Source organism: Kribbella sp. NPDC055110 (assembly GCF_053607525.1).
On the sequence record NZ_JBSGTS010000002.1, the window covers coordinates 17,904 to 40,459 of the forward strand.

The 22,556-nt window shown below is 67.0% G+C and carries 19 protein-coding genes; 4 read left to right on the forward strand and 15 right to left on the reverse strand.

The window, feature by feature from the left end; all coding sequences use genetic code 11:
* Nucleotides 1-526 precede the first annotated feature (526 nt).
* The 9 genes from ACWF0M_RS03055 to ACWF0M_RS03095 form a co-directional block, all read right to left on the reverse strand.
* A complete protein-coding gene (locus tag ACWF0M_RS03055) occupies nucleotides 527-2,182 on the reverse strand; it encodes a type IV secretory system conjugative DNA transfer family protein (protein WP_452233931.1) in 1,656 nt (551 codons plus the stop codon).
* Nucleotides 2,179-3,231: a M48 family metalloprotease gene (locus ACWF0M_RS03060; protein WP_452233932.1), complete on the reverse strand. Its 1,053-nt coding sequence runs from the start codon at nucleotides 3,229-3,231 to the stop codon at nucleotides 2,179-2,181. The genes ACWF0M_RS03055 and ACWF0M_RS03060 overlap by 4 nt, the downstream gene beginning before the upstream one ends.
* A 92-nt stretch (nucleotides 3,232-3,323) precedes the next feature.
* Complete coding sequence (locus ACWF0M_RS03065; RefSeq protein ID WP_452233933.1) at nucleotides 3,324-4,370, reverse strand: hypothetical protein; 1,047 nt, start codon at nucleotides 4,368-4,370, stop codon at nucleotides 3,324-3,326.
* Nucleotides 4,371-4,493: 123 nt separating this feature from the next.
* Nucleotides 4,494-4,928, reverse strand: a complete 435-nt coding sequence (locus ACWF0M_RS03070) for a hypothetical protein (protein ID WP_452233934.1) — start codon at nucleotides 4,926-4,928, stop codon at nucleotides 4,494-4,496.
* A 375-nt stretch (nucleotides 4,929-5,303) separates the two neighbouring features.
* The gene (locus ACWF0M_RS03075) at nucleotides 5,304-7,307 is read right to left on the reverse strand and encodes a type IV secretion system protein (protein ID WP_452233935.1); all 2,004 of its coding nucleotides are present in this window, start codon (nucleotides 7,305-7,307) and stop codon (nucleotides 5,304-5,306) included.
* Nucleotides 7,304-10,564: an ATP-binding protein gene (locus ACWF0M_RS03080; RefSeq protein ID WP_452233936.1), complete on the reverse strand. Its 3,261-nt coding sequence runs from the start codon at nucleotides 10,562-10,564 to the stop codon at nucleotides 7,304-7,306. Before ACWF0M_RS03080 ends, ACWF0M_RS03075 begins: the two co-directional genes overlap by 4 nt.
* Nucleotides 10,551-11,123 carry a hypothetical protein gene (locus ACWF0M_RS03085; RefSeq protein ID WP_452233937.1) on the reverse strand — a complete coding sequence of 191 codons (573 nt, stop codon included), beginning with the start codon at nucleotides 11,121-11,123 and terminating at the stop codon, nucleotides 10,551-10,553. The genes ACWF0M_RS03080 and ACWF0M_RS03085 overlap by 14 nt, the downstream gene beginning before the upstream one ends.
* Nucleotides 11,123-11,410 carry a hypothetical protein gene (locus ACWF0M_RS03090; protein WP_130380595.1) on the reverse strand — a complete coding sequence of 96 codons (288 nt, stop codon included), beginning with the start codon at nucleotides 11,408-11,410 and terminating at the stop codon, nucleotides 11,123-11,125. Before ACWF0M_RS03090 ends, ACWF0M_RS03085 begins: the two co-directional genes overlap by 1 nt.
* A 49-nt stretch (nucleotides 11,411-11,459) precedes the next feature.
* Complete coding sequence (locus tag ACWF0M_RS03095; RefSeq protein WP_452233938.1) at nucleotides 11,460-12,737, reverse strand: conjugal transfer protein; 1,278 nt, start codon at nucleotides 12,735-12,737, stop codon at nucleotides 11,460-11,462.
* Between the two features lie 455 nt (nucleotides 12,738-13,192).
* On the opposite strand from ACWF0M_RS03095, the gene ACWF0M_RS03100 reads away from it, so the two are divergent.
* Nucleotides 13,193-14,068, forward strand: a complete 876-nt coding sequence (locus ACWF0M_RS03100; RefSeq protein ID WP_452233939.1) for an aldo/keto reductase — start codon at nucleotides 13,193-13,195, stop codon at nucleotides 14,066-14,068.
* A gap of 151 nt (nucleotides 14,069-14,219) precedes the next feature.
* Complete coding sequence (trxA, locus tag ACWF0M_RS03105; RefSeq protein WP_452233940.1) at nucleotides 14,220-14,609, forward strand: thioredoxin; 390 nt, start codon at nucleotides 14,220-14,222, stop codon at nucleotides 14,607-14,609.
* 67 nt (nucleotides 14,610-14,676) lie between these two features.
* Here the strand turns inward: trxA and ACWF0M_RS03110 are convergent, their stop codons facing one another.
* Nucleotides 14,677-14,853 (reverse strand): VOC family protein, encoded by a 177-nt coding sequence (locus ACWF0M_RS03110; protein ID WP_452233941.1) that lies wholly within the window; start codon nucleotides 14,851-14,853, stop codon nucleotides 14,677-14,679.
* A gap of 197 nt (nucleotides 14,854-15,050) precedes the next feature.
* Entirely contained in the window at nucleotides 15,051-16,316 is a 1,266-nt protein-coding gene (locus ACWF0M_RS03115) for an NAD(P)/FAD-dependent oxidoreductase (protein WP_452233942.1), read from the reverse strand.
* A gap of 102 nt (nucleotides 16,317-16,418) precedes the next feature.
* On the opposite strand from ACWF0M_RS03115, the gene ACWF0M_RS03120 reads away from it, so the two are divergent.
* Nucleotides 16,419-17,957 (forward strand): helix-turn-helix domain-containing protein, encoded by a 1,539-nt coding sequence (locus tag ACWF0M_RS03120; RefSeq protein WP_452233943.1) that lies wholly within the window; start codon nucleotides 16,419-16,421, stop codon nucleotides 17,955-17,957.
* Nucleotides 17,958-18,196: 239 nt separating this feature from the next.
* Here the strand turns inward: ACWF0M_RS03120 and ACWF0M_RS03125 are convergent, their stop codons facing one another.
* Genes ACWF0M_RS03125 through ACWF0M_RS03135 form a run of 3 tightly spaced genes read right to left on the reverse strand, consistent with a single transcriptional unit; the run spans nucleotide 18,197 to nucleotide 20,822 of the window.
* Nucleotides 18,197-19,252 carry an NAD(P)/FAD-dependent oxidoreductase gene (locus tag ACWF0M_RS03125; RefSeq protein ID WP_452233944.1) on the reverse strand — a complete coding sequence of 352 codons (1,056 nt, stop codon included), beginning with the start codon at nucleotides 19,250-19,252 and terminating at the stop codon, nucleotides 18,197-18,199.
* Nucleotides 19,249-19,776: an isoprenylcysteine carboxyl methyltransferase family protein gene (locus ACWF0M_RS03130; RefSeq protein ID WP_452233945.1), complete on the reverse strand. Its 528-nt coding sequence runs from the start codon at nucleotides 19,774-19,776 to the stop codon at nucleotides 19,249-19,251. The genes ACWF0M_RS03125 and ACWF0M_RS03130 overlap by 4 nt, the downstream gene beginning before the upstream one ends.
* A complete protein-coding gene (locus ACWF0M_RS03135) occupies nucleotides 19,776-20,822 on the reverse strand; it encodes a type III polyketide synthase (RefSeq protein WP_452233946.1) in 1,047 nt (348 codons plus the stop codon). Before ACWF0M_RS03135 ends, ACWF0M_RS03130 begins: the two co-directional genes overlap by 1 nt.
* A gap of 33 nt (nucleotides 20,823-20,855) precedes the next feature.
* On the opposite strand from ACWF0M_RS03135, the gene ACWF0M_RS03140 reads away from it, so the two are divergent.
* Nucleotides 20,856-21,656: a UbiA family prenyltransferase gene (locus tag ACWF0M_RS03140; RefSeq protein ID WP_452233947.1), complete on the forward strand. Its 801-nt coding sequence runs from the start codon at nucleotides 20,856-20,858 to the stop codon at nucleotides 21,654-21,656.
* Here ACWF0M_RS03140 and ACWF0M_RS03145 read toward each other — a convergent pair.
* Nucleotides 21,653-22,525 (reverse strand): LysR family transcriptional regulator, encoded by an 873-nt coding sequence (locus ACWF0M_RS03145; RefSeq protein ID WP_452233948.1) that lies wholly within the window; start codon nucleotides 22,523-22,525, stop codon nucleotides 21,653-21,655. The two genes, ACWF0M_RS03140 and ACWF0M_RS03145, sit on opposite strands and share 4 nt — an antisense overlap.
* Nucleotides 22,526-22,556 lie beyond the last annotated feature (31 nt).

Consider the following 22,556-nt stretch of genomic DNA (forward strand, 5'->3'; position numbering starts at 1 on the left):
GGTCGAGCTGTCATGCCCCGCACTTACGAACGCCGAACCTGCAACAGCAGAGCAGACATCGCAGCCACGAGCGGCAAAAGCCCCGGACAGAACACCGCGACCACGCCGACCACGATCAGGACAACCTGAGCAACCCGCCGAAGCAGACCACTCAGACTCCCCATCAACGAGCTCAACGCAACCAAGTTGGCATTCCAACGCTCAACTTTCTTCTCGAAAGAAGTGCGCTTACGACGGGTGTTAGTGGCAACCATGGACTCGACTCCTGGTTTCAGGTGACGAATTCGCCCAGAGTCGCGCTAACAACCACCCGGCGAATCGATCACAAGTGAACGAAAGCACCGTGTGGTACCTCTGTCTTTCCTATAGGCTAGCAAGCCAGCATGCGGGCTTGCCACCCTTGCGCCGATGGCCGCCGGTCACGACATCCGATATGGTGAGATGTCGGCGGAGGTGCGCTAACACCGTTGATGCCGATGAGACCGCGGCGCATCTTAGGACTCGACTCCATGCGCCGCGGTCTGCTCTACGCTCGCAGATTGACCAGTACAGGTCCGACGCGGACACCGTTCGAGCGAGCAAGCGAGACCAACGCGTGGCCGGCGGGCACGCCGGTGATGATGTCCGAGACTGTCCACCGCGCCCGCTCGACGCGCCGGGCGCTGTATCCAGACGTGCGGCTCTCAGACCGCCCGCCCACAGAGCCAAACTGGTTGTACTGGGTTCCAGTCGTCGCACTCCGGTTAATCGTTGTCTCGGTGACGTACTGCTCACCGAACCAGCGGGAGAACACATCCGCGTCCGCCGGATCAATTCCACCGAACACGGCTTTGCAACCGGTCGATCCGAACACGGTCGCTCGAACCTCCGGCTGGAAATCGGACATGGTCTGTGACAGGAGCACCAGCCCAGCGTTGTTCGAACGCAGCTTCTGCACGCCTCGGGCCACGTAGTCATCGACGAAGCGGCCCGCCTCGTCGATGACGAGGCCCTTGAAGATCGATCTGTCTGTGTCCGCAGACGACGTGATCTGAACGAATTGTGAGACCACGAGTCGTGCGAGAATTCGCGACGCGTCGGGATACTCCGCCTCCGGCAATGCGACCCGGACGCGCACCGGTCGGTTCAGGTCACGCATCTGGAAGGTGGGCCCCGGATGGTCGAACAAGCCGCGCAGCGATGGGCGATCAAGCAGCGCGAAGCGCTCGACCAAGCTCGCAGCAGGGTCTGCGGTCCGTTGTGTCTGAGCCTTACGACTGTCGAGCAGCGCCTTCATCTCTTTGGCACCTGGACCTCGCAGTCGTTCTTTCACCCGATCTGTCGAGGCTTGCTCGGCCCTGAGGAGGCCGAGCAGCTCTACCACCGTCGGCCACCGTTGGTAGGCAGCTTCGAACGGCGCCAGACACGCATAAAGAGCGTTCTTGGAAGCATCGATGAAGTAGGCCTTGTCGTCACTTACCCGAGGTGGCAGCAGCGCGGATGCCAACCGATCAGCAGCAACGTCTGCGGTCTTGGATCCGCCGAACAGACTGAACCCACAGGTCGGATGCAGCGGGTCGATCGTGACATCGAACCACCCGTCGTATGCGAAGTCGGTCGATTTCGGATCGATGACGACCATGCTCGCCTTACCAGTCAAGGCTGCGAGAGACAGGTGCTCAACGATGGGTGTCGCGATACCCCGAGTCTTTCCCGACCCCGGTGGACCGACAACCAGGAGGGACGTTCGCAACACGTCCAGATCGATGCCGAAGTCTCCCGTAACGTCGAAGTCGCTGCGGTGGTCTGCAACGACCTCTCCGAGCCTGACTTGCCCAGCCAAGAGATTATGACGGGCGAATCTCGCTCCAGGAAGATTCCGCTGTTGTGATGGGTGCACGAGCGCCGCGCTGCTGTCGCGTTCCACAGCACGCGTTAGATTCTCAAGCTCGTCCGGATTGGCCGCCGACCGTTCGATGACGTGGCCGATACGAGCCCTGTCCACGTCACCGAAGTCAGCCGATCTCGCCAACTCGTCCAACTGCCGGGCAAGGTCTGCGTGTGATTCGCGGATCGGCTCCCACGGCTGTACCGCGCGCCGCGGCTCGGGTGGTGGCGGAGGCGGCGCGTGGCCGCCGACAGCGGCGGCAACCGCAGCCAACTTGTCTTTGAGCGACCTGAACCGCTCCCCTTTTTTGTTCATGCTCCAGAGACCTGCACATACTGCTCGAGCTTTCGGATACGGTCGGCGATCGATGGATGGGTGGCGTAGAGAACGCCACGCCACCCGGCCGCCCGCCGTGCAACATCTTCGCCTTGTGACTGCAGATCGTAGAAGAACGCGATCGTCTCGCGTGCATAGCCAAGGTCCGCCGCTACCCGATCGGCAACCAGTTCGGAGCGCCGGCTGAGCCAGGCCAAGGGTATCGGCACGGCAAACGGCACGAGCGCATAGAGGGTCCATCCCCAACCGCCCCAGAACAGCGAGTGAAGGACCAAGCCGCCGATTGCGAACAGTAGAAACGCCGCGATCAAGCACCCGAACGCAGTGATCTGCGAGCCGAGCCGCAGCATGGCCTGGATCATCGCGAGCATCAGGCGCGCGGGCTGGGAGTACCAGAACACCAGCGACGTTGCCCAGGGATGACCGCCGCTGTGATGCCCTAACTCGTGCGCGAGCACTGCCTGTAGCTGGCGTGGAGGCAGGGTGGTGAGCGCCCATCTGGTCACGGCAACTGAGCGGCCAGCAACTGAGACACCGTTGACGCTGTCAGCTTCCTCCACCCAGAGCTTGTGGTAGCCGGGATCAACGCCAGCACGGGTACATACAGCTCGCCAGGCAATCTCAAGTTTCTGCTGCTCCAGCATGGTGGGCTTGCGCAATCGGCAGAGGTACATCGCTACGTAGTCCTCGGTCATTGGCAGCACGATGAGTACGCCAGACAGAACCCAGAGCGCGACCACCAGTGCGTCAACGAATCCATCGAAGATCCACGTAGACACAGTCGACACGACGCTGAGGCTCCACAGCGCCCACGGGATGCCGAGTACCAACTCTGCAGCAGAATGAGCCGAGAACCGCAGCGCCCGAGGTGCCTGATTGCCTACAGGCCCCGGATCGCCGCCACCGAACGAACCCGGTGCGCTGCCTGGTGCATCCGGCGGCTTACCACTCTGACTTGGCTGCCCTGCGGGCTCCCAATCGTCGGCGGAGAATGAGCCAGGCCGGTCTCGGTCATCAGCGCCGTTCATCAGAACCCTCCGACCGACCCGACGCACCCACGGTTCTGTATCCCTTCGCAGCATCTCCCCAGAGTCGACATCTACAACGCCTGCATCGCGACTCAGTACATCGACACGTGCACATGGTCATAGTGCCCGCCTGTCGCGTCCGTCGGATTGTAGACTCCACCGCCGTTGTACTCCCGCCATTGACCAGTTCGCGCACTCCAGATCTTCCCGTACCAGATGGCGTATCTCACCCCGGTCTTTGCGGCGGTCTGGATCGTCCAGTTTGCGTACCTGTCGCCTTTTGCCCGCTCGGCGGGTGACTTTCTGGCGTCCCCACCCACGAAGACATCGCAGGCTTTACCCTTGGGATGATCACTCGTTGGATTCCATGCGTGCGCATCCCAGCAAGACATGCTCGGATTTTGCAGGGCGACTCGTGCAGCTTGCACCCACGCGGCTGTCCGGGGCGTCAGGAGACCACCGGTACCAGTCGGATCAGGAACGCTCTGAACCTCTGCAGGCCAATGTCCCGCCGTCGGACGCCCGTCGATAAGCCCGCCACCGCATTGATCGGCGGACTCGGATCCTGGTGACGGTGTACCCGAGTTTGCTGGTCGAGGTCCTGGCCGCCCGGCATACGGATCACCGACACGGTTCAGATCGATGCCTGCCTGCTCTGCGATACCTCGGGCCGTGTTCTCCTGCCGTGCGTAAGCGTCAGGAAATGCGGAAACCTGAACCGACTGCGCGGCAACGGTGTACGGCATGGTCTCCCAGCCGCTGATGTCCACCAACCCTGGCGGACTCGGTGGGTTCGCACCTCCGAAGAATGCATTGGCCGCGTAAACCGGATCGAGGATCTGCTCCACCGTTCCCCAACCGGCTGACGGCCGCTGTTGGAACAGACCGACTGAATCTCGGTCGCCGTAGGTAAGGTTCTGCAGCTGCGACTCCTGCAGCGCAGTCATCAGGGCCACCAGAGTCGCCTGGCCTGGCAGGCCACGGCTGACGGCGACCCCGTCGATGATCTTCGCGTAGGAGATCTGAACGGTTCGCAGCGAACCGTCGACGGGCGGATCGTCAGCGCCTCCGGGCGCTCCGGGCGGACACGCAGCGCTGACCTGGCTGCCTCCGGCACCAAATGGAGCCAGGATGACCACGGCTGTGAGAGCAAGGACTGCCCCCGCCGCCGCGAGCTTCGGCGCAAGGCTCCGCGCCCCGCCAAGCCCAACCGCCTCCGCGAGATCTTTGCCGCTAAACATTGAGATCGCCCCGGAGGCTGCTCACGGGCCGCTCCCACCATCGACCGAACTAACAAGCCACTGGCCACCGTCCGGCACCAGAGTCACCAGCAGTGGTACTGCAAATTGCCCGGCATTCTTCCCAGTCGTGGCAACATTGATATTTACCAGCCGAGTGATTCTGGTCGGTGTGTCGACCGGCGCAGTACCTGGCCGCGGTTGCGCGACCGCAACCGACAGAACCGTGGATGTCCCGCCGCTCGCGCGCAGAGCATCGTAGGTGTTATCGCCCGAAGCCGTGAAACTGTCCGCCAGTTCTGGAGTCGTGAACCGCTTCGCACGCTCAACGAGTTGAGCGTAGGTCTCGGCTGCCGGACTGCGCTTGTAGAACAGATTCGCCCAACCTTTCGCGATCTGATCTGCTGCAGCAGTCGCCTCGGCTCCGGGGCGTTGCGTTTGCGGCGGCGGAGTGGTCACACTGCTCGGGCTGGTGCTCGCGGCGGTCTCCGGAAGAGTTGTCTCTCCAGCCCCCGTTGCGCCAGTCGCTCCATCACCAGGCGTCAGCAGCCCCGCAGGTCCCTGCTCGCCTTTGCTGCCGAACAGGCGTGGCAAGCCTCCTCCAACTCCAAGAACGACAACAGCCAGAAGAACGATGACAGCGATTACACCAACTGGACTCGCCGGTTCGCTACGCCGCCGGTCGCGCAGCATGGCACGTTGCCTGGCAGCGTCCTCTCGGCGGCGCTCTCGTCGCGATCCTCCGGGCTGCGATTCGTTCGGGGTGCCCACAACGTCCCATGACTCATCGGAGGACGGCTTGTTGTCGCGATTGCCACGCAACGCCACTGTTGCTCACCGCCCACTCACACGTCGGCCCGTCGGGCCGCTTCCGCGGGCCGCCGAATATTCGCGGAAGGCCCGACTCGTGGACGTCGACACCTTCCGGGAGACTCGGCCCGGCTTCGGAGGCCCTTCGCGCAGGCTGGCCGAATGTGTCACTACACGTCTCGGCTCGTACCCACCATTTCTCAGCTGAGCTGCGGTCGTCGACGGTTTCACGTGGCGGCCCGAGCTGAGCTCGCTGGACGTACGTCCTGTGCTCGTGGCCGGCTTGCTGTGGTCGGTCGATCCGCCTTGGTAGACCGTGTCCTTGGTCCGGCGTCCCGAGCTTGCGTCCTCCCGCTTGCCCGATTTGGCTGAGTTCGCCGCCCCGCCTGCCGGGACTGCCACGGCAACGCCCGGTCGGCCTGGAGCGGACCGGATCGAATCCGGGCGCCGACGAGATCCGCCTATTCTGGAGCGGCCGACCTCAGACTTCTGATCGCCACCGGACGAGACACGCTCATCGCCGTCTGCTGTTGGCAGACGGGTACCGACCGGCGGCATCGTGCGGTAGTTGCGATTACTCTTGGCGCGTTCGTCCGCTGGTGCATCGCCGGAGGTGCGGCCGCTCGACTTCGGCCGCTCGGGAGTGGGCGCCGTGCCGCGGCTACGCAGAGCAGTCACCACACGCCTGACGGCCTGAACCGCGCCCCGTCGCGCGTACGAGCCCATCATCATGCTGCCGATCCCCGGTCGCATCATTGTGGTCATGCTCTCAAGCAGTTTCCGCAGTCGGAACGCCGCGACTAGTACGACCAACGCCAGACAAGTAACTGGCAACCATCCGAGGCTCTCGCTCAAAGTGAACACTGCTGTAAGCAGCGACAGGGCAATTCCAAAGACCAGCATTGCAGCGACTGATTGCAGGACGAGTCCGAGTAACGACTCGAGCCAGTTCATCCCCCATTGTCGCGATCGACCTGGGATGATGAACAGGCAAGCGAAGATGACGCCGACCACGAGCAGGAGGAGACATCCGACAAACGCCATCAGTGCAGTTGTGGCCAGACCGATTGTCAGGAACGTGAACATTCCAGCTGCGACCGACGCAACGAGGAGAACGCCGACTCTACCGAAGGGATTCTCACCCTTCGCCCACTTGACGGTCGCCGCATCGTCGCTGCCTTCACTTTTGGCAACTTGATTATTGATGTAGTCGAGGCGTTTATCGGGATCAACCCCGATATCAAGCATGCCCTTGCCGTATCGCTTACATGCCTCAATGGATCCGAATTCCGCGATGCACCAAGGGGTCGCAGCGAAGCCTCGCCACGCAGCATCTCCGGATTTGCGCAGCATGGTGTCCCGGGCCGACCCAGGGAATGCCGGCTCAGGAAGTTCAATGGGAGTCTTCATCGGCTTGCCGAGAACCTGGTCCGATGCGCCCATCACAGTCTGGGCCCCGACCTGACGTGCACCATCGATACCCTTCAGCCAGCTCGTAGCGCCGAACGCCAGACTGACTGCGAGTACGCCCGCGGCGAAGACCCAGACCAACTGCCCAAATGCAGTTCCGCTAGACCTCCGATGAACATAGGCCGCGACCGCTCCAAAGGCCAGCGCCGACGGCAGTAGCCATCCTGTGAGCTGGCTGCTGATCCCGCCGATCGCGCCAGCGGTCGCATTCATCAGCGGATGGATGTCCGTGAATGAGAACAGCCACCAGCCAACCGAGATCCCGGCGCGCGTCGCCGCGACGACGAACAGCATCAACAACTGGGCGAATGAGTTGAAGATCGGGCGAAGGGGATCTCGCAAGCTGCCTTCGTAGTCGAGGCTGAACGCCATCGGGTTGTACTGCTCGAACAGCGTCCTCGTGTCACCGTGCGTCAGGTCCGGCGCCGGAAGCAGATCGGCAAATCCGGTGGGCGTCGTCGGCTGCTTCGGGTCTGCGGCGAGCGCGACCTGTGAAGTGATGATCAGCGAGATGGCGAGGATGGTGAGCGCCGTTCGGGTGCGGCGCTGCCATCTCATGCGACGTGCTCCTTGCCGGTGGGGGTGTTGGTGGGTTGGTCGGAGCCGTTGTGGGCGGGGTACATCGCTTCGTTGTAGGCGGCCTCGTCGGCTTCTTGGTCGTAGACCTCGTCGGGGCCTATTGGGGACTCGTAGCGGAGGGCGTGGTGGCGGTCTTCGCTGGAGGACGGGGTTGGGGGGTGGCCGTTCTGTTGGGCTACGGCGGAGGTTGCCTGTGCGGCTGGGGCTGGTGAGGGCTCCGGGGCCGCGTTGGGTGGTGGGGTCGGGTGTGGCGGGTTGGTTTGTGATTGCCCGTTGGCGGCTGCGGACGGCTGGTGGTCGGCGGCAGGGGTGGTGGGCTGGGTGGCGTACGGCGAGTTCGGTGCGGGGGGCGGCGCGGCCGGGGCGGGGGGCTGGTGCTCGGAGGCCGGGGGCTGAGCCGATGCTGAGGTGGTGTTAGCCGGTGTTGAGGCGGCCTGGGACGGTGCCAAGGCTTGAGCCGGGGCCGACGCGGGTTGAGTTGGTGCCGACGCGTTCTGAGCCCGGGTTGAGGCGGCCTGGGCCGGGACAGACGCGTTGTGAGCCGGTGCCGGCGCGGGCCGGGGTGGGGCTGAGGTTGGCTCGGGCGGGGTTGAGGCGGGGTTGGTTGATGCCGGGGTTGCCTGGGGTTGAGGTTGCGCCGAGGTTTGGGGCTGGGGGGTTGTGTCCTGGGGGCGCTGGGCGGCCTGCGCTAGGGCTGGTTCGAGGGTTGGGTCCTCGTCGTCGGCGAAGGGGTCTTCGGGGGCGGCGAGGGCTGGGGTTGGGGTGGCGGCGGTTGTGGCGTGTTCGGATTCGGGGGTGGTTCGGAGGAGGGCGGCGACCTGTTGGCTGGGGATGTCGATTTGGACTGTGGCTACTTCGTCCCAGCGGTCGCGCATGATGCAGTGGCCGTGGCGGATGGATTTGCCGTTGGCGGCGGTGTTGATGCCGCGGACCAGGGTTTGGTACGGCGCGGTTTGCGGGCGGCCGAGGAGCTCCAGCAGGGAGTCGACCTGTTCGCGGGAGCGGAGGCTGAAGGCGAACAGGGTGGTGATCTGTTCGACGAGGCCGGGGAGCTTCAGGATCGAGGCCGGGTCCTGGGTGTCGAGGACGAGGGAGGCGCCCAGGGCGCGGCCGACACGGGCGATGTAGTCCAGGAAGGAGGCGCCGTCGGGCGTCTTCGTCAGCAGGTGCACTTCGGGGACGATGACGACCTTCGAGCGACCGCGGAACTCGCGGCGGCCCGTCGTACGGACCATCCAGGCGAGGCAGCCGCGGAGGCAGGCCATGCCGACGCGTTCGATCGGGGACCAGGACTCGGGGGCCGATTCGGGGGACGGCAGGGTCAGGCCAGGCATCTGGACGACCCAGAGGCCTGGGTTCGTGGTCAGGGAGGAGAGACCGGACGGCGGGCCGGCTACGACGGAGCCGAGACCTGTCTCGACCAGGTCGCGGAGCGCGAAGCCGACAGTCCGCACTGTCTCGGAGTCGGAGGCGCAGAGCCGCTGGATGACGCCCCACGACGACGGATCGGGTGACTGGATCTCGGCGCGGGTGGCTGCCATGACCGGTGCCTCGGCCGCACCACGCAGGTGAGGCGGCAGGAGCAGCATGAGCTGTGACGGCGCCTGCAGTAGCGCGTCGTCGACGGGCAGCACCCGCAGCAGGTCTGCAGCGCCGGAGAACTGCGCCGTGATTTCAATGACAGCAGTGGGTACGCCGTACTCCGCAGCGACTGCGGAGACGCCTGCAGCATCGCCCTTCAGGTCAAGCAGCGGCACCCACGCTCCGGCGAACGCGGAGTCCAGACCGCCCAGCATGGCGGCAGTCGTCTTCCCTCGACCGGACCGTCCGAGGAACAGTGTCGTGGTTGCGTCACCCAGTGCGGAACCAGCTGCGGCGTCGAAACGCACCAGACCGGGTGTGGAGCCGGTCAGGTACCCGATGGCCGGGCCGGTGGCGTCACCGATCGAGGCACCGCCCCAGAACCAGGACCCGAAGAACGCGGTCGACTCACGTACGTGACCGAGGTCCGGCACGCGCAGCTGGTCGCCCGGCAAGGACTCCAGCCACAGGTCGCGCTGCTCGTCCGCGCCCGCGGCAACGGTGATGCCCCGGTCCGCGTAGTGCGCGATGACCGCGTCGACGTACGCCTCGAGGTCCTCACGGGTGTCTGCACTGACCAGCAGTCGTGGGTGGTCCTCGACCAGGGTCAGACCGCTGCGGTTGATGTCGCGCTTGACCTCACGCATGACGCGCTCGGTCTCGACGATCTCGTCGGCAGTCTCCTCCGCGGTACCCTTCGCGGCCGAGCGGCGCTGCTCCTTCGCGCTCTTCCGGGTCTCGTCGACCAGGTTGCGCGCGGTCTTCTTCGTCAGTACGCGGAACCGGACCGAGGCCTCGACGGTGACGTCGATCTCGTCACCGTCGTCGTCGATCGCCTTGATCTCCGACAGGGTCCGCAGCCACTCCCCCGCGCCCGGGGTCTCGAGCTCCTCGGGGAAGTCGGTCATCGCGAGGACAGTCGTGTACGCCGCGATCTGGCCGCGGGTGTCGTAGATACGCAGATGGTCGGTGTAGGGCACCACGCGCCCGGACGTCAGCCGGGCCAGCGACGCACCGGTGATCAGACCGCGGCGCGGCGCCGCGACCGCACCACGGTGCATCTCACGGCTGATCAGCCAGGAGATCACCTCGGCGGGCGCGGTGTGGGCCCGCCAGACGGTCGAGCCGAGCTGACGAGCGAGCTTGCGCACCCGCTCGTCCAGGTGCGCGAGCTCGCGGGAGCTGACCCGCCAGGACGTCGTACCGAGGGCGTCGCTGATCGAGCCGCGGACCTGCGCGGTCGCCCGCGGGTCGCGGTCGGACAGGTGTACGCCGAGTGCGACGTACCGCTCCGGCATCCGCATCTCGTCGATCCGGTCCGCTCGGGTCTGCGCCCACGCCTCGTGGTCGCCGAGCCGGTAGTGGCCGGCCACCGAGTCGATGTAGTCCTGACCGGTCGAGCGGCCCCACACCACCTTCAGGTGGCTGAGCCGGTCGCCAAGAGTCGTCGCGGCGGCACTGACCGCGGCGTCGAGGGCCGCGTCCTGCTCGGCCTCGGTCGCCAGGTCGGTGTTCGCCACCGAGATCAGGAACCACGCCTCGGCGCTGCGCTCGGTCACCAGCAGACCGTCGGCGATGGCCACCAGACGCGGTGGCGGCAGGCCGCGCTCGCGACCGACCCCCACCAGGTTCAGGAGCTTGTCAGCGATCTTCATTCAGGCCTCTTCCTGACGATGTCCTGCGACTCACCCGTTGCACATGATCCGAACCCAGCAGGCGGGCCCGCTGGTTGACGGTGATGTCCGCGCCCGCGCGGACCATCGGGTCGACCTCGACCACGACCTCGCGTTCCCACTCCGGCGTGACCCGAGCCTTGGCCAGGTCGGCCACCTTCCGGGCCGAGACGCGCTCCCGCCAGGGCAGGTACTCCGTCTTGTCGGCGGCGCGCGCGCCCAGGCCGATGATCGGGCGGTGCGCCCGCAACGCGTACCGGACGGCGAGCGCCCACTCGGTCACCCGCCGGCGACGTTCGTGGAACTTGCCGGGGCGCCAGCCGAACGCGGTGATCACGAACGGCGGCACGACGTACAGGCTGACCGTGGGTTTCTTCGGTACGCCGATGAACGGGAACAGCAACGCGACCCAGAGCAGGATGATCACTGCTCCGAAGATGATCATCCGGCGCCGGGCGCCTTCACCGAGGTCGATCCCGAGCAGGTCGTACTGCCGGGTCTCGATCTCGAAGTGGTGGGTCAGGGTGCGGCCGACTCGCATCAATTACCTCCGGACAGCAATCCCCAGAAGCCCTTGAGCACGTTGATGGTCTGGTTGTTGGCGTAGATCAGCCCACCCACCAGGACCCCGGCCGCGATGTGGCCGAACAGCTCGCCCCACTCGCGCTTGAAGTAGTGGCCGATGGCCCGCAACACGAGGATCGCGATGAAGATGTTCCCCGCGATGACCAGGACCCAGTCCTTGAAGTCCGCGCCCGTCGGCACATTGGGGTCGGCCATGGGCACGGCAAGCTGAAGCACGCTCGCAGCCAGTTCGTGAGTCGTCATTGCGGTGTCTCCCTTGTTGCCTCGGTCATCCGATGGCCAGTAGCTGGATTCATCCGACGGCAGCCACTTGCCATCGCTGTGCTCCGTCCGTGGCGACAGTACGCCTCAGCGTGAGCGTGTACGTCTGGTCCAGCGCGGTGTCACCTACGCCGTTCCAGGTGACGGCCGCGGTCGCCCGCCGCTCGTCGTCGTTGCCGGTGTACACCTGCCAGTCCTTGAGTTCGCCGAACTTCACCGCCCCGTTCAGGCTGCGGATGGTCGAGCCGGGCGCGGTCACCGCGGACACCTTGTTGTCGGACTCGGCGTACGCGGCGAAGAACGCCTCCGCGTCCTTCTCGGTCGCCGTGGTCAGGTCGTCGTCGGGCTTGCCGGCGTCCGGCATGTTGCTCGGCAGCGGCGCGCGCTCGTCCGGCACGAACGTCGGCGGCCCGCTGACCACCACGCGCGCTGCGGTCCGCGCGACCGGGACCGAGATGCGCTGCCAGGTGATCGGGCCGGCGGCCCAGTTCTTGCCCTGCTTGGTGAACGTGTAGACGCGGACCCGGACGTCCACCACAGCTGTGATGCCGTTGGAGTCGGCCTTGACCTCCCCCGGGTACGCGACGTCGGCGGTCTGCTTGCCGCGACCGTTCCAGCCCGAGCGGCTGTCCAGACCGGCGGCGAGGTCCAGTCCGGTCTGCGCGGGACGGGCGTCCGGGTTGCTCTCGTCCCACGTCAGGTACGCCATGGCGTACCGCGTCGCGACCGCGCTCGCCTCCGCGGACGGGAAGCTGCTCTGGCCGCTGACGACCGTCTCAGGTGTCTTGTTCGGTGCGATCCAGGAGCGGATGCCGCTGATCGCAGCCAGCAGCAGTACGACGACCACGAGGCCGCGGAAGAACCGCCTGGCCCACGTGGAGAAAGAGGACTCCCGTTCGGTCGACCACGGCGTCGGTCCGGGCTCCAGCACCTCGCGCACCGGCCCCGGCGCCGCGTGTGCGCCGTGGGGCGAACGCTGTTTCAAGCGTTCGGGTGTGCGATGCCCCGGGTCTTGCTGCTGTTCCTCCGGAGGACGCGTCCCAGGACGACGCGGCGGCGCCATCACGCCACCGGGCGGTGGTGCCGGGTTCTGCGGCGCCTTGCCCTGCGGAGCGGAGTACTGCGCGGCTACGCCCTGCGCCTGGCGAGGGGTAGGTGACACCGGCCCGCCGGGGTGGGCCCACCACTCCGGCGCGGTGCTCTGCGGGCGTCCTTTGCCCGCCTTCTTCCGGCGCTGATCTGTCCTGCGCTGGTCCGACCAGTGCTCACCTTTTGGCGGCAGATTCAGCAACGTTCGCCACCAACTCATCCCTACCCGCCCCTCAGACAGCAGTTACGCGGACAGTAGCCGGGAGAATACGGCAAGCGACCGCACTCCGGGAGGCCTGAGCCCAGGATCCGGATGGTTCATCGCTCCCCGCTGCCATACTGTTACCCCACTCGCGGGCAGTGTCACCCTCGGCGTCTCGATTACCGGCCAAGCGTGACACCTTCGGTACCGTCGTCATAGCTCCTCTCTCATGCCCGCTCGGGTCGGCCGGGCAGCGCACACCATGCCACACGCCGCGGACAGATTCGAAGATCCGTGCGAACAGCATGGTAAAAGAACGCACCACTGATCACTCATAGTAACCGATCAGATGGTCCGCCTGTGGAAAAACTCTCCCGTGGCGAGGGGGTCAAGATCGGCTGTGGACAACCACATGCCGAGAGGGCTTCCGGGCATAAGGTCGGAGTGACCCCTGCTACCCCCGGAGGACCAGGATGGAAACTCGCCGACTGGGCAGACTCGGCCACCAGAGCTCGGTGCTGATCTATGGCGCCGCCTCGCTCGGTGGTGTCGACCAGGACCGCGCTGACGCGTCGATCCAGGAAGCTCTCGACGCCGGCCTCAATCACTTCGACGTGGCCGCCGACTACGGCGACGCCGAGCTGCGCCTCGGACCCCGGATGCCGGAGATCCGGGACCGCATCTTCCTCGCCACCAAGACCGGCCGCCGGACGTTCGAGGAGGCCTGGAGCGAGATCAACAGGTCGCTCGAAAGGTTGCAGACCGACCACGTCGACCTGATCCAGATGCACGCCGTGTGCGACCTGGAGAACCTCGATCTCGTCACCGGCAAGGGCGGTTCGCTCGAAGCTGCGATCCGGGCCAAGGACGAGGGCATGGTCCGCGCGATCGGCATCACCGGCCACACGGCGCAGGCACCGTCGGTGCACACCGAGGGGCTACGTCGGTTCGACTTCGACAGTGTGCTGACGCCGCTGAACTACAAGCTGTCAACAGACCCGCAGTACGCCGATGACTACGCAGCCCTCGTGGCCGCCGTCAAGGCGTCGGACGCGGCGCTGATGACGATCAAGATGATCGCCCGGCGGAACTGGCAGGAAGGCGAGCAGAAGTCGTACGACACCTGGTACCGGCCGTTCGACGAGCAGCGCTACATCACCGCCGCGACCGCCTGGCTGCTGAACGGCCATCCCGAGATCACCGGCCTCGCTACTGCGGGTGAGACCCGGCTGCTGCAGCAGATGATCGTCGCGGAGCGCGAGCGAGCCGATCTCACGCCGGAGGCCGCCGCGTCGATCCTCGACGAGGTCCAGGACTACGCGTCACCGTTCGTGGACATGCCCATCTGACAACGTGGCCCAGGTCACAGACGAGACTCCGCATTCCGGTCAGGTCGTACGGCGTACGAGATCGGCCGGCGTACCTGCCCGGGAATGCGGGAACAACTCGGCTGCCGATCGGTGTTGACTACGGCGTACTCATCTACTTTCGGAGGTCGTAGTGGCAACGGTCGAGCTGACCCAGGAGAACTTCAACGAGGTGGTCGGTAGCGACGGTCTCGTTCTGGTGGATTTCTGGGCCGAGTGGTGTGGTCCGTGCAAGATGTTCGGGCCGGTGTTCGAGAAGTCGTCCGATCAGCACGGTGACATCACCTTCGGCAAGGTCGACACCGAGGCGCAGGGCGAGCTCGCACAGGCCTTCCAGATCCGGTCCATCCCGACCCTGATGGCGGTCCGCGACGGCGTCGTCCTGTACTCGCAGGCCGGTGCACTCCCGGCAGCGAGCCTGGAGGACCTGATCGGCCAGCTGCGCGCGGTCGACATGGAAGAGGTCAAGGCCCAGATCGCCGCCCACGAAGCCGAACACGGCGCCGAGCCGCACACGCACTGAACGAACTATTTGGCGAGATCTCGTGACTCTGACGGAGTCTCGGGATCTCGCTAGCTGTATGTGGCGCTCAGAAGTCGCGGGAGCTGAGGACGCAGAACTCGTTGCCTTCTGGGTCGGCGAGGACTGTCCAGGTGGGGTCGTCGGGTTGGCCGACGTTCACTCGCTGGGCGCCGAGAGCCTCCAGGCGGGCGATTTCGGTGTCGCGGACCTGGCTCGTGTGTGGCGCGAACCTGGCACAGCCCACCGACAGAAAGAGCGGGCCCTGGGCAGGAGAAAGTCGCCAGGGCCCGCTCTCATTGCTGACCGGAGCGGCAAACAGGGTGGCCTTGAGGAGGTGCGGGCAGGTGAGGTGCTGCCCGGGGAGGGTCACCGAGGGGGCTGCTCGAAGAGACGGTCAGCGAGAAGGAGGGACCACGTCGTTGGGGCCCCTCCAGCCGAAGGTCAGCGCAGTGGATTGAAGGGACGCAGTTCCGCCGGCGCGCGGCCGGTGGTGATGGTCTCGGCCAGCAGCTGGCCGGTGATCGGGCCGAGCGTGATGCCCCACATACCGTGACCGCCGGCGGCGAACACCCGCGGCGACGAGGTGGCGCCGATGATCGGCAGACCGTCCGGGGTGCAGGGCCGCGGCCCGACCCACTCGAAGGTCCGCGCGTCCAGGTCGGCGTCGCGCAGCAGCGGCCGGGCGGCCTCGACGATCGCGTCGATGCGGCGCGGGTCGAGTTTCGCCTCGGGCTTGCGGAACTCCATCATCCCGGCGACCCGGAGACGGTCGCCCAGCGGCGTGCAGGCGATCCGCTGCGCCGGGAAGTACACGGGCCCGGCCGGTACGTGCGCGATCGGGACGCTGAAGCTGTACCCGCGACCGGCCTGTACGACGGTCTTGACACCGAACTGCCGCGCCAGGTCGCCGAGCCACGCACCGGTCGCCATCACGACCGCGTCGAACGGATCGGTCTCGCCGTCGCCGGTGACGAGCCGGACGCCGCGGATCTCGTCGACGATGTCCTTCACGACGACGCCGCTGATGATCTGGCCGCCGCGGGCGATCACCGAGTCGGCAAGCAGCTGGACGTACTCGCCCGGGTTGATGAACCGCTGCCCGTGCAACCGGATCGCCGCGCCGATCTCGTCGGACAGCGACGGCTCGATCTCGCGGGCGTCGTCACCGCTGATCGCCTCGAACTCGATGCCCTGGCCGGCGGCGTGGATCTGCTCGATCTCCTCGAGCAGCACCTTGCGCTCCTCGGCGGTCCGGTAGGCGGCCAGGAACGACTTGGCCTCGTAGGTCTGCGCCTCGACACCGGCCTTGGCCAGGAAGTCGAACGCGGGCAGGGCCTGCCGGTTGATCGGGACGAGCGCGTCCATGGCGGTCTTCCAGCGTCCGGCGGTGCTGTTGCGAGCGAAGCGGGTGAGGAACTTGAGGAGCCGCGGGCTCGCGGTCGGCGGAACGTACACCGGTGAGGCAGGGCTCAGCACCGCACGGACGCCGTACTTGAGGACCGCTGGTTCCGGGAGCGGAGTGGCGAGGCCGGGGGTCAGCCAGCCGGCGTTGCCCCAGGACGCTCCGGCGGCGACGCCCTCACGGTCGAGCACTGTCACCTCGACGCCGGCCTCCTGGAGGAACCAGGCGGTGGCCAGGCCGACCATGCCCGCGCCGACGACGGCGACGCGCTCGGGGACGATATGAGTGGAACCAGCTGTGGTCATGTATCGATGGTGGGGCCGCTGCCAGCGGCTGTCATGGTGCGATCACACCATTGCCGGGACTAATGACTGTGCTCATCGCACAATAACCTGCACACTGGACGCATGATTTCGTCGTCCGATCTGATCGTCGCCGTCGGGCCGGCGCTGTTCGAGGTCGTGGTGCCCGGCAAGGGCGACCGTGAGGTCCGGGACGTCTTCCTGGCCGACCCGCAGGAGCCTGCGACGGGTCAGCCGGGCGACCTGGTGCTCGGACTCGGTCTACGCGACGCAGAGGACGCCGTGGAGCTGGTGGAGCGCTGCGCCGCCGGCAACGCCTCAGGGGTGGTCCTCCGTACGGCGCTAGCGCACGAGCCGACCGTGGCGGCTGCAGCGGAGCGGGAGGCCATGACCCTCGTTGCACTGCAGCCGAGCGTGACGTGGGCGCACGTGGTCTGGCTGCTCCGCGGTGTACTCGACCGTGCCGCCGCACCGGACTCCCCTGCCGCTGGCGACGCCGGTGTGCACCAGGAGCTGTTCGCACTGGCTGACGCTGCCGCTGCGATCGTCGACGCACCTGTGACGATCGAGGACAACCAGTCCAGGGTCCTGGCGTACTCCTCCGGCCAGGACTTCACCGACCCGACCCGTGTGTCGACGATCGTCGGACGCCGGGTGCCGCCCGAGGTGATCGCACACTTCCGGGCCCGGGGCATCTTCCGACGGCTGGCCCGATCCAGCGAGCCGTTCCTGGTACCTGACGGACCGAACGGCATCCGCCCGCGTCTCGTCGTACCGGTTCGGGCTGGTGGTGAGTGGCTGGGGTCCATCTGGGCCGTTGTCGACGGTCCGGTGAGTGATGCGGTCACGGCGGAGCTCAGCAACGCCGCCTCCGTTCTTGCCCTGCACCTGTTGCGGCTGCGGGCTCAGGCCGACGTGGCGCGGCGGAGTGCGATCGACCGGCTGCGGACGATCCTGCGGCAGTTCTCCCCGGACAACCCGGTCGACGTACGGCTCCCGCGGCAGCCGTGGCGGGTTGTGGCGCTCGGGTCGCCCGACGGGTACGACGTACCGCAGCAGCTCGACCTGTGGGAGTCGACCGGCCGCCGGCACGGCTGGAGCGAGCCGCAGCTGGCTGACCTCGACGGGACGGTGCTGGCTGTTGTTACAGACACCGACGGGCCAGGGTCATGGAACTGGTTGCAGAAGCTCGTCCTGGAGCAGCCCACTGGTACGTATGCCGCTGCCGGGGGTCCCGCCCGCGGTCCGGCCGATCTGCCGAGCTCACGCGCCGAGGCGGTCGAGCTGCTGGGGCTGGTACGGCGGGGTGTCGCGCCGGGGCCGGCGTTGCGAGTCGAAGAGGCGTGGCACGTACTGACGGTGCACCGGGCAGTCACGTCGCTTGATACCACCAAGATGGATGGTCCGCTCGCGACGTTGCTGCGGCACGATATCGAGCACGACACCGGATACGTGGAAACGTTGCAAGCCTGGCTGAACTTTCCGGGGCAACCGCAGCGCGCGGCGCGGGAACTGCACCTGCACACGAATACGTTGCGGCACCGGATGAAGCGGATCGGGGAGATCACGCAGCTCGATCTGTCCGATCCACGGGAACGGTTGGCGTTGCAGCTGCAAATAGCTGCCGTCCGCACCGAACACTGAGATGTACGCCACAGCCGTATGTAACAAGGCTTCACATTCCGGCAACTGTTGGGCAACATCCGCCTGACAGAGTCTTCCTTGTCAGCAGGTCCGACTCTTCACCAGGGAGCCGGAAAGGCTGCGGGTCCGAGCTTTTCACCAGGAAGCTCGGGCCACCCGTTGGGCCCGGCGGTTGTCTGAGCGATCGCCGGGCCTTACGGCATTTCCTGGACCGAACCACTTGGCACCGAACCACTTGCCTAGGACAACCGGTTCACGATGGTGCGGTAAACGCCCGGGAGCGCGGCTGCGGCGGGGACGATCCGCGGCGCCAGCAGCCGACGGTTGCGGGCCCACAGCAACGAACCGGTGAGCAGGCGGCATTCCCAGGAGACACGGCGCCAGGCTGCCTCGTAGTCCTCAGGGCGGTCGGCGCGGACGCAGTCGACCAGTTCGGCGGAGGTACGCAACGCGACCGCGATGCCTTCGCCAGTCAGCGCGTCGACGTACCCGGCGGCGTCGCCGACGAGCAGGACCCGGCCGGCGGTACGGGCGCTTACGCGTTGGCGGAGTGGTCCGGCGCCCATCACCGCACTTGCTGCGGTTGCCCCACGCAACCGGCGCTTGAGCAGCGGGAACGCGTCGAGGTGTGAGTCGAAGGTGCCGCGCGCGGAGGTGAGAACGGCGACCCCCACGAGGTCGTCGGCGACGGGAGTCACGTAGGCCTCCCCCAGACGAGACCAGTAGACCTCGACGAGGTCGGTCCAGGGCGAGACGGCGAAGTGCTGGCGGAGCCCGCGCCGCACGCCGCCTGCGACGCCGTGCGGCGCGGGAGAAGAAAGAGAAAGGCGGGAGGTTGGAGCGGTGAGCCCTAGTTGGCGGCGGATGGGTGAGTGGAGGCCGTCGGCGGCGGCCAGGTAGCGGGCCGTGACGCCGGCTGCGGTGACGGACGTGGTGTTCTGCGTGATGGGGCCGACCTGGGCGCGAAGGACCGGAATATCTAGCGCTGCTAGCCGGGACATCAGAGCGGCCTGCAGCGCCGTACGACGTACTCCGAGACCTGGTCCGGCAGTGAAGCGGGCGTCGACGCTATGACTTGCATCGAGGTAGCGGATTCCGTGGAACGGACGGCCGGAGAGTTCCACGCCCAACCGCTCGAGATAGGAGACGGCGCTGTGGGCGATGCCTTCCCCGCAAGCTTTGTCGATCGGAGCCGAGCGCGGCTCGACCACAACGACCGACAATCCGGCGAGCGCAGCGCGGATCGCAGTGGCGGCACCCGCCGGCCCCGCACCGGCGACGAGCAGGTCGATCATCGAGTGAGCACGGTGCCCAACGCGGTCTCTTCCGTCCGGATCCGGACCGCCAGCAACGGGACGTTGAGGAACATGAACACGATCGCGGTGATGTAGGCCGAATGCACCAGCGGCAGCGAGATCCCCTCACCGATGACGGCGAGGTAGTTCGGGTGCCGCAAGAAGCGATAGGGCCCACGGGTGACCCGGCCGAGCCCCGGTACGACGATCACCCGGGTGTTCCACTGATACCCGAGCACCGAGATGCACCACCAGCGCAGCGCCTGCATCGTCACCACGACCGCCAGCGCCGCCCACCCGACCTTCGGATCGAACGGCCGGCCGGACACGATCGCCTCGACCACGCACCCGGCCAGCAGCCCGGTGTGCAGCACGACCATGAAGGGGTAGTGCCCCTTCCCGAATTCCACGCCGCCGTGGGCGAAACTCCATTTCGCGTTCCGCAGCGACACGGCCAGCTCGGCGACCCGTTCGAGCCCGACCAGTACGACGAGTGCGACGTACCACCACAACGATTCCGTCATCACCACTCCAAGAGGACGAGCTCGGAACAGAAACCCGGGCCCATCGCGAGCAGCAGACCCATACCCGAAGGATCCAGCCTGAGCGTGTCACCGAGCACGTGCAGCACCGAGGACGACGACAGGTTGCCGACCGCATCGAGCGATTTCCACGTCAGCTCCAGCGCCCCGGGTCGCAACGACAACGTCTCCGCCACCGCCTCCAGCACCTTCGGCCCGCCCGGATGACTCACCCACGTCCCGATCTCCGGAATGGTCAGCCCGTGTTCACCGAGGAACCCGCGCACGTCCCCGCCCAGGTACTGACGCACCACCTCCGGTACGTCGGCCCCGAGCACGATCCGGAAGCCGCCCGACCCGATGTCCCACCCCATCACCCGCTCCGAGTCCGGGTACAGCCGCGAACGCGTCGCCACCACCGAAGGCCCGGACGCAAGCGGGTGCTCCGACCCCGTCAGCACCACCGCCGCCGCGCCGTCCCCGAACAACGCGCCGCCCACCAGGTTCGGCAGGGACGCGTCGTCCCGCTGCAACGTCAACGAGCACAACTCCACCGAGAGCAGCACGGCGACGTGCGTGGGCCAAGCCGTCAAGTAGTCATGCAGCCGCGCAATCCCGGCCGCTCCCCCGACACACCCCAACCCGAACAGCGGCAGCCGCTTCACGTCCTCCCGCATCCCCAACCGCATCGCCACCCGCGCATCGATCGACGGCGCCGCCACCCCGGTCACTGTCGTGAACATCAGTACGTCGACATCGTCGAGCGTCAGCCCCGCGTCCTTCACCGCGCCCGCGACCGCCTCGGCCCCGAGGTCGACGGCCGTCGCGATCCACGCGTCGTTCGCCTCACCGAAGTCCTTGAGTACGGCGTACCGCTCCAGCGGCAGCGCGAGATGCCGGTACGACACGCCCGCGTTCGCGTGCAGCCGGCGAAGTAACGCCGTACCGCGGCCGTCCGGGAGACAGATCGACTCGAACGCGGAGGTCAGCTCGGACTGCGGATAGCGGTACGGCGGGAGCGCGGGCCGGACCGCTGCGATCCGCGTCATCGTGGCATCGTTACGTCGGTGAGGACCGTCGTCGTGACTGGCAAAGGTCTGGCTCTCGCGTGCCATCCGGGCCCGACCGTGGCCGTGACCGCGCTGGTCACCGCTGTCGCGTGGTCGGCCGGGCGAAGTCCGGCCGGGTGTCTCCTCGTCGCAGCAACGATCCTCACCGGCCACCTCTCGATCGGCTGGAGCAATGACGCGATAGATGCCGCCCGCGACACCATTGTGAACCGACAGGACAAGCCGGTGGTACGTGGACTGGTGAGTCGCCGGACGCTCGCGGTCGGTGCCGGCATCATGCTGGTCGTCACGATTCCGGTCTCTCTTGCCAACGGATTCGCGGCCGGGCTGGTTCACCTGCTCTTCGTCGCCTGCGCCTGGGCGTACAACCTGGGACTCAAGTCGACCGTGATCTCCTGGCTCCCGTACGCCGTCGCGTTCGGCGGATTGCCCTCGTTCGTGACGCTCGGCACCGCGCACGTCTGGGCCCCGTGGTGGGCGACCGCGGCGGGTGCCCTGCTGGGGATCGGTGCGCATCTGGCGAACGTCGTACCCGATCTGGCCGACGACCTGGCCACCGGCGTCCGCGGCTGGCCGCAACGCCTCGGCCGCTACGCCCGCCTGATCGCACCGCTCCCGTTGGCGACGGCAACGGGTCTCCTGGTCATCGCGCCCCCCGGAGCGATCGGGACCATCGGCTGGATCGCCCTCGCCGTCGTCGCCGCCCTCCTCGCCACGATCCTCCTGTGGCGCAACGCGCCGTTCCTCGTCACCATCGCCATCGCCGCGGTCAGCGTCATCTCCCTCGTCCTCCGCGGCGACGCACTCATCTAGGCCGCATCCGGCTTGAGTGGGGCGTTGCTGCCGAGGATGGCGGCCGTCAACGCCTCTGCGGGCTCCTTCGCGGCGCGTGGGTTCGTGATAAGGACGAGGTCGATGGAGGGGAGGTCGGGCAGGCCGGCGCTCGGCGGCGGCTCGACGAGGTCGGCGGGCATCAGGGAGCGGGCGAAGATCGCGATCCCGAGGCCGGCGCGGACAGCGGCGAGTACGCCGTTGACGCCGCGGACGATGCACGTGATCCGGCACGTGCGACCGGCCTGCTCGAGCGACTGCACACCGAGCGACCGGCTCAGCGACGGCGCCTGGTACGCGACCAGCGGCACCGGCCCGTCGGGCGCGATCCGGGTCCCCGAGATCCCCGCCCACACCATCGGGTCCCGTCGTACCAGGCGGCCGTTGGGCTCGTAGCCGCCGCCGGTGCCGTGCTTCACGTAGGCCAGATCCAGGTGGCCGGACTCGACCCGGCGGAGCAGATTGGGGCTCTGGGCCACGGTCAGCTCCAGGTCGATCCGCGGGTACAGCTGGCGGAAGTCGCGGAGGATCTTCGGCAGCGGCGTCAGCGCCAGGTCGTCGGTCACGCCGAACCGCAGCCGGCCGCGCAGCTCCGAGCCGGTGAAGTACCCGGCGGCCTCCTCGTGTGCGGCCAGGATGGTCCGGGCGAAACCGGCCATCGCCTCGCCGTCCGCGGTCAGCGTGACAGTGCGGGTGTCACGGACGAACAGCGGCCGCCCGACCGCCGTCTCGAGTTTGCGGACATGTTGGCTCACCGTCGGCTGCCGGATGCCCAGCCGCTCGGCTGCCTGGGTAAAGCTGAGCGACTGCGCCACCGCCAGGAACGTGCGCAGCTGGTCCGGGTCGTACATCGATAGACCTCCTATTACGTGACGCAATAAG

Excerpts from the sequence above, each read along its gene's own strand:
- ACWF0M_RS03055 (WP_452233931.1), bottom strand. The coding sequence starts at position 2,182 with ATGAACAAAAAAGGGGAGCGGTTCAGGTCGCTCAAAGACAAGTTGGCT.
- ACWF0M_RS03060 (WP_452233932.1), bottom strand. The coding sequence starts at position 3,231 with ATGAACGGCGCTGATGACCGAGACCGGCCTGGCTCATTCTCCGCCGAC.
- ACWF0M_RS03075 (WP_452233935.1), bottom strand. The coding sequence starts at position 7,307 with ATGAGATGGCAGCGCCGCACCCGAACGGCGCTCACCATCCTCGCCATC.
- ACWF0M_RS03080 (WP_452233936.1), bottom strand. The coding sequence starts at position 10,564 with ATGAAGATCGCTGACAAGCTCCTGAACCTGGTGGGGGTCGGTCGCGAG.
- ACWF0M_RS03085 (WP_452233937.1), bottom strand. The coding sequence starts at position 11,123 with ATGCGAGTCGGCCGCACCCTGACCCACCACTTCGAGATCGAGACCCGG.
- ACWF0M_RS03090 (WP_130380595.1), bottom strand. The coding sequence starts at position 11,410 with ATGACGACTCACGAACTGGCTGCGAGCGTGCTTCAGCTTGCCGTGCCC.
- ACWF0M_RS03095 (WP_452233938.1), bottom strand. The coding sequence starts at position 12,737 with ATGAGTTGGTGGCGAACGTTGCTGAATCTGCCGCCAAAAGGTGAGCAC.
- ACWF0M_RS03100 (WP_452233939.1), top strand. The coding sequence starts at position 13,193 with ATGGAAACTCGCCGACTGGGCAGACTCGGCCACCAGAGCTCGGTGCTG.
- ACWF0M_RS03115 (WP_452233942.1), bottom strand. The coding sequence starts at position 16,316 with ATGACCACAGCTGGTTCCACTCATATCGTCCCCGAGCGCGTCGCCGTC.
- ACWF0M_RS03120 (WP_452233943.1), top strand. The coding sequence starts at position 16,419 with ATGATTTCGTCGTCCGATCTGATCGTCGCCGTCGGGCCGGCGCTGTTC.
- ACWF0M_RS03125 (WP_452233944.1), bottom strand. The coding sequence starts at position 19,252 with ATGATCGACCTGCTCGTCGCCGGTGCGGGGCCGGCGGGTGCCGCCACT.
- ACWF0M_RS03130 (WP_452233945.1), bottom strand. The coding sequence starts at position 19,776 with ATGACGGAATCGTTGTGGTGGTACGTCGCACTCGTCGTACTGGTCGGG.
- ACWF0M_RS03135 (WP_452233946.1), bottom strand. The coding sequence starts at position 20,822 with ATGACGCGGATCGCAGCGGTCCGGCCCGCGCTCCCGCCGTACCGCTAT.
- ACWF0M_RS03145 (WP_452233948.1), bottom strand. The coding sequence starts at position 22,525 with ATGTACGACCCGGACCAGCTGCGCACGTTCCTGGCGGTGGCGCAGTCG.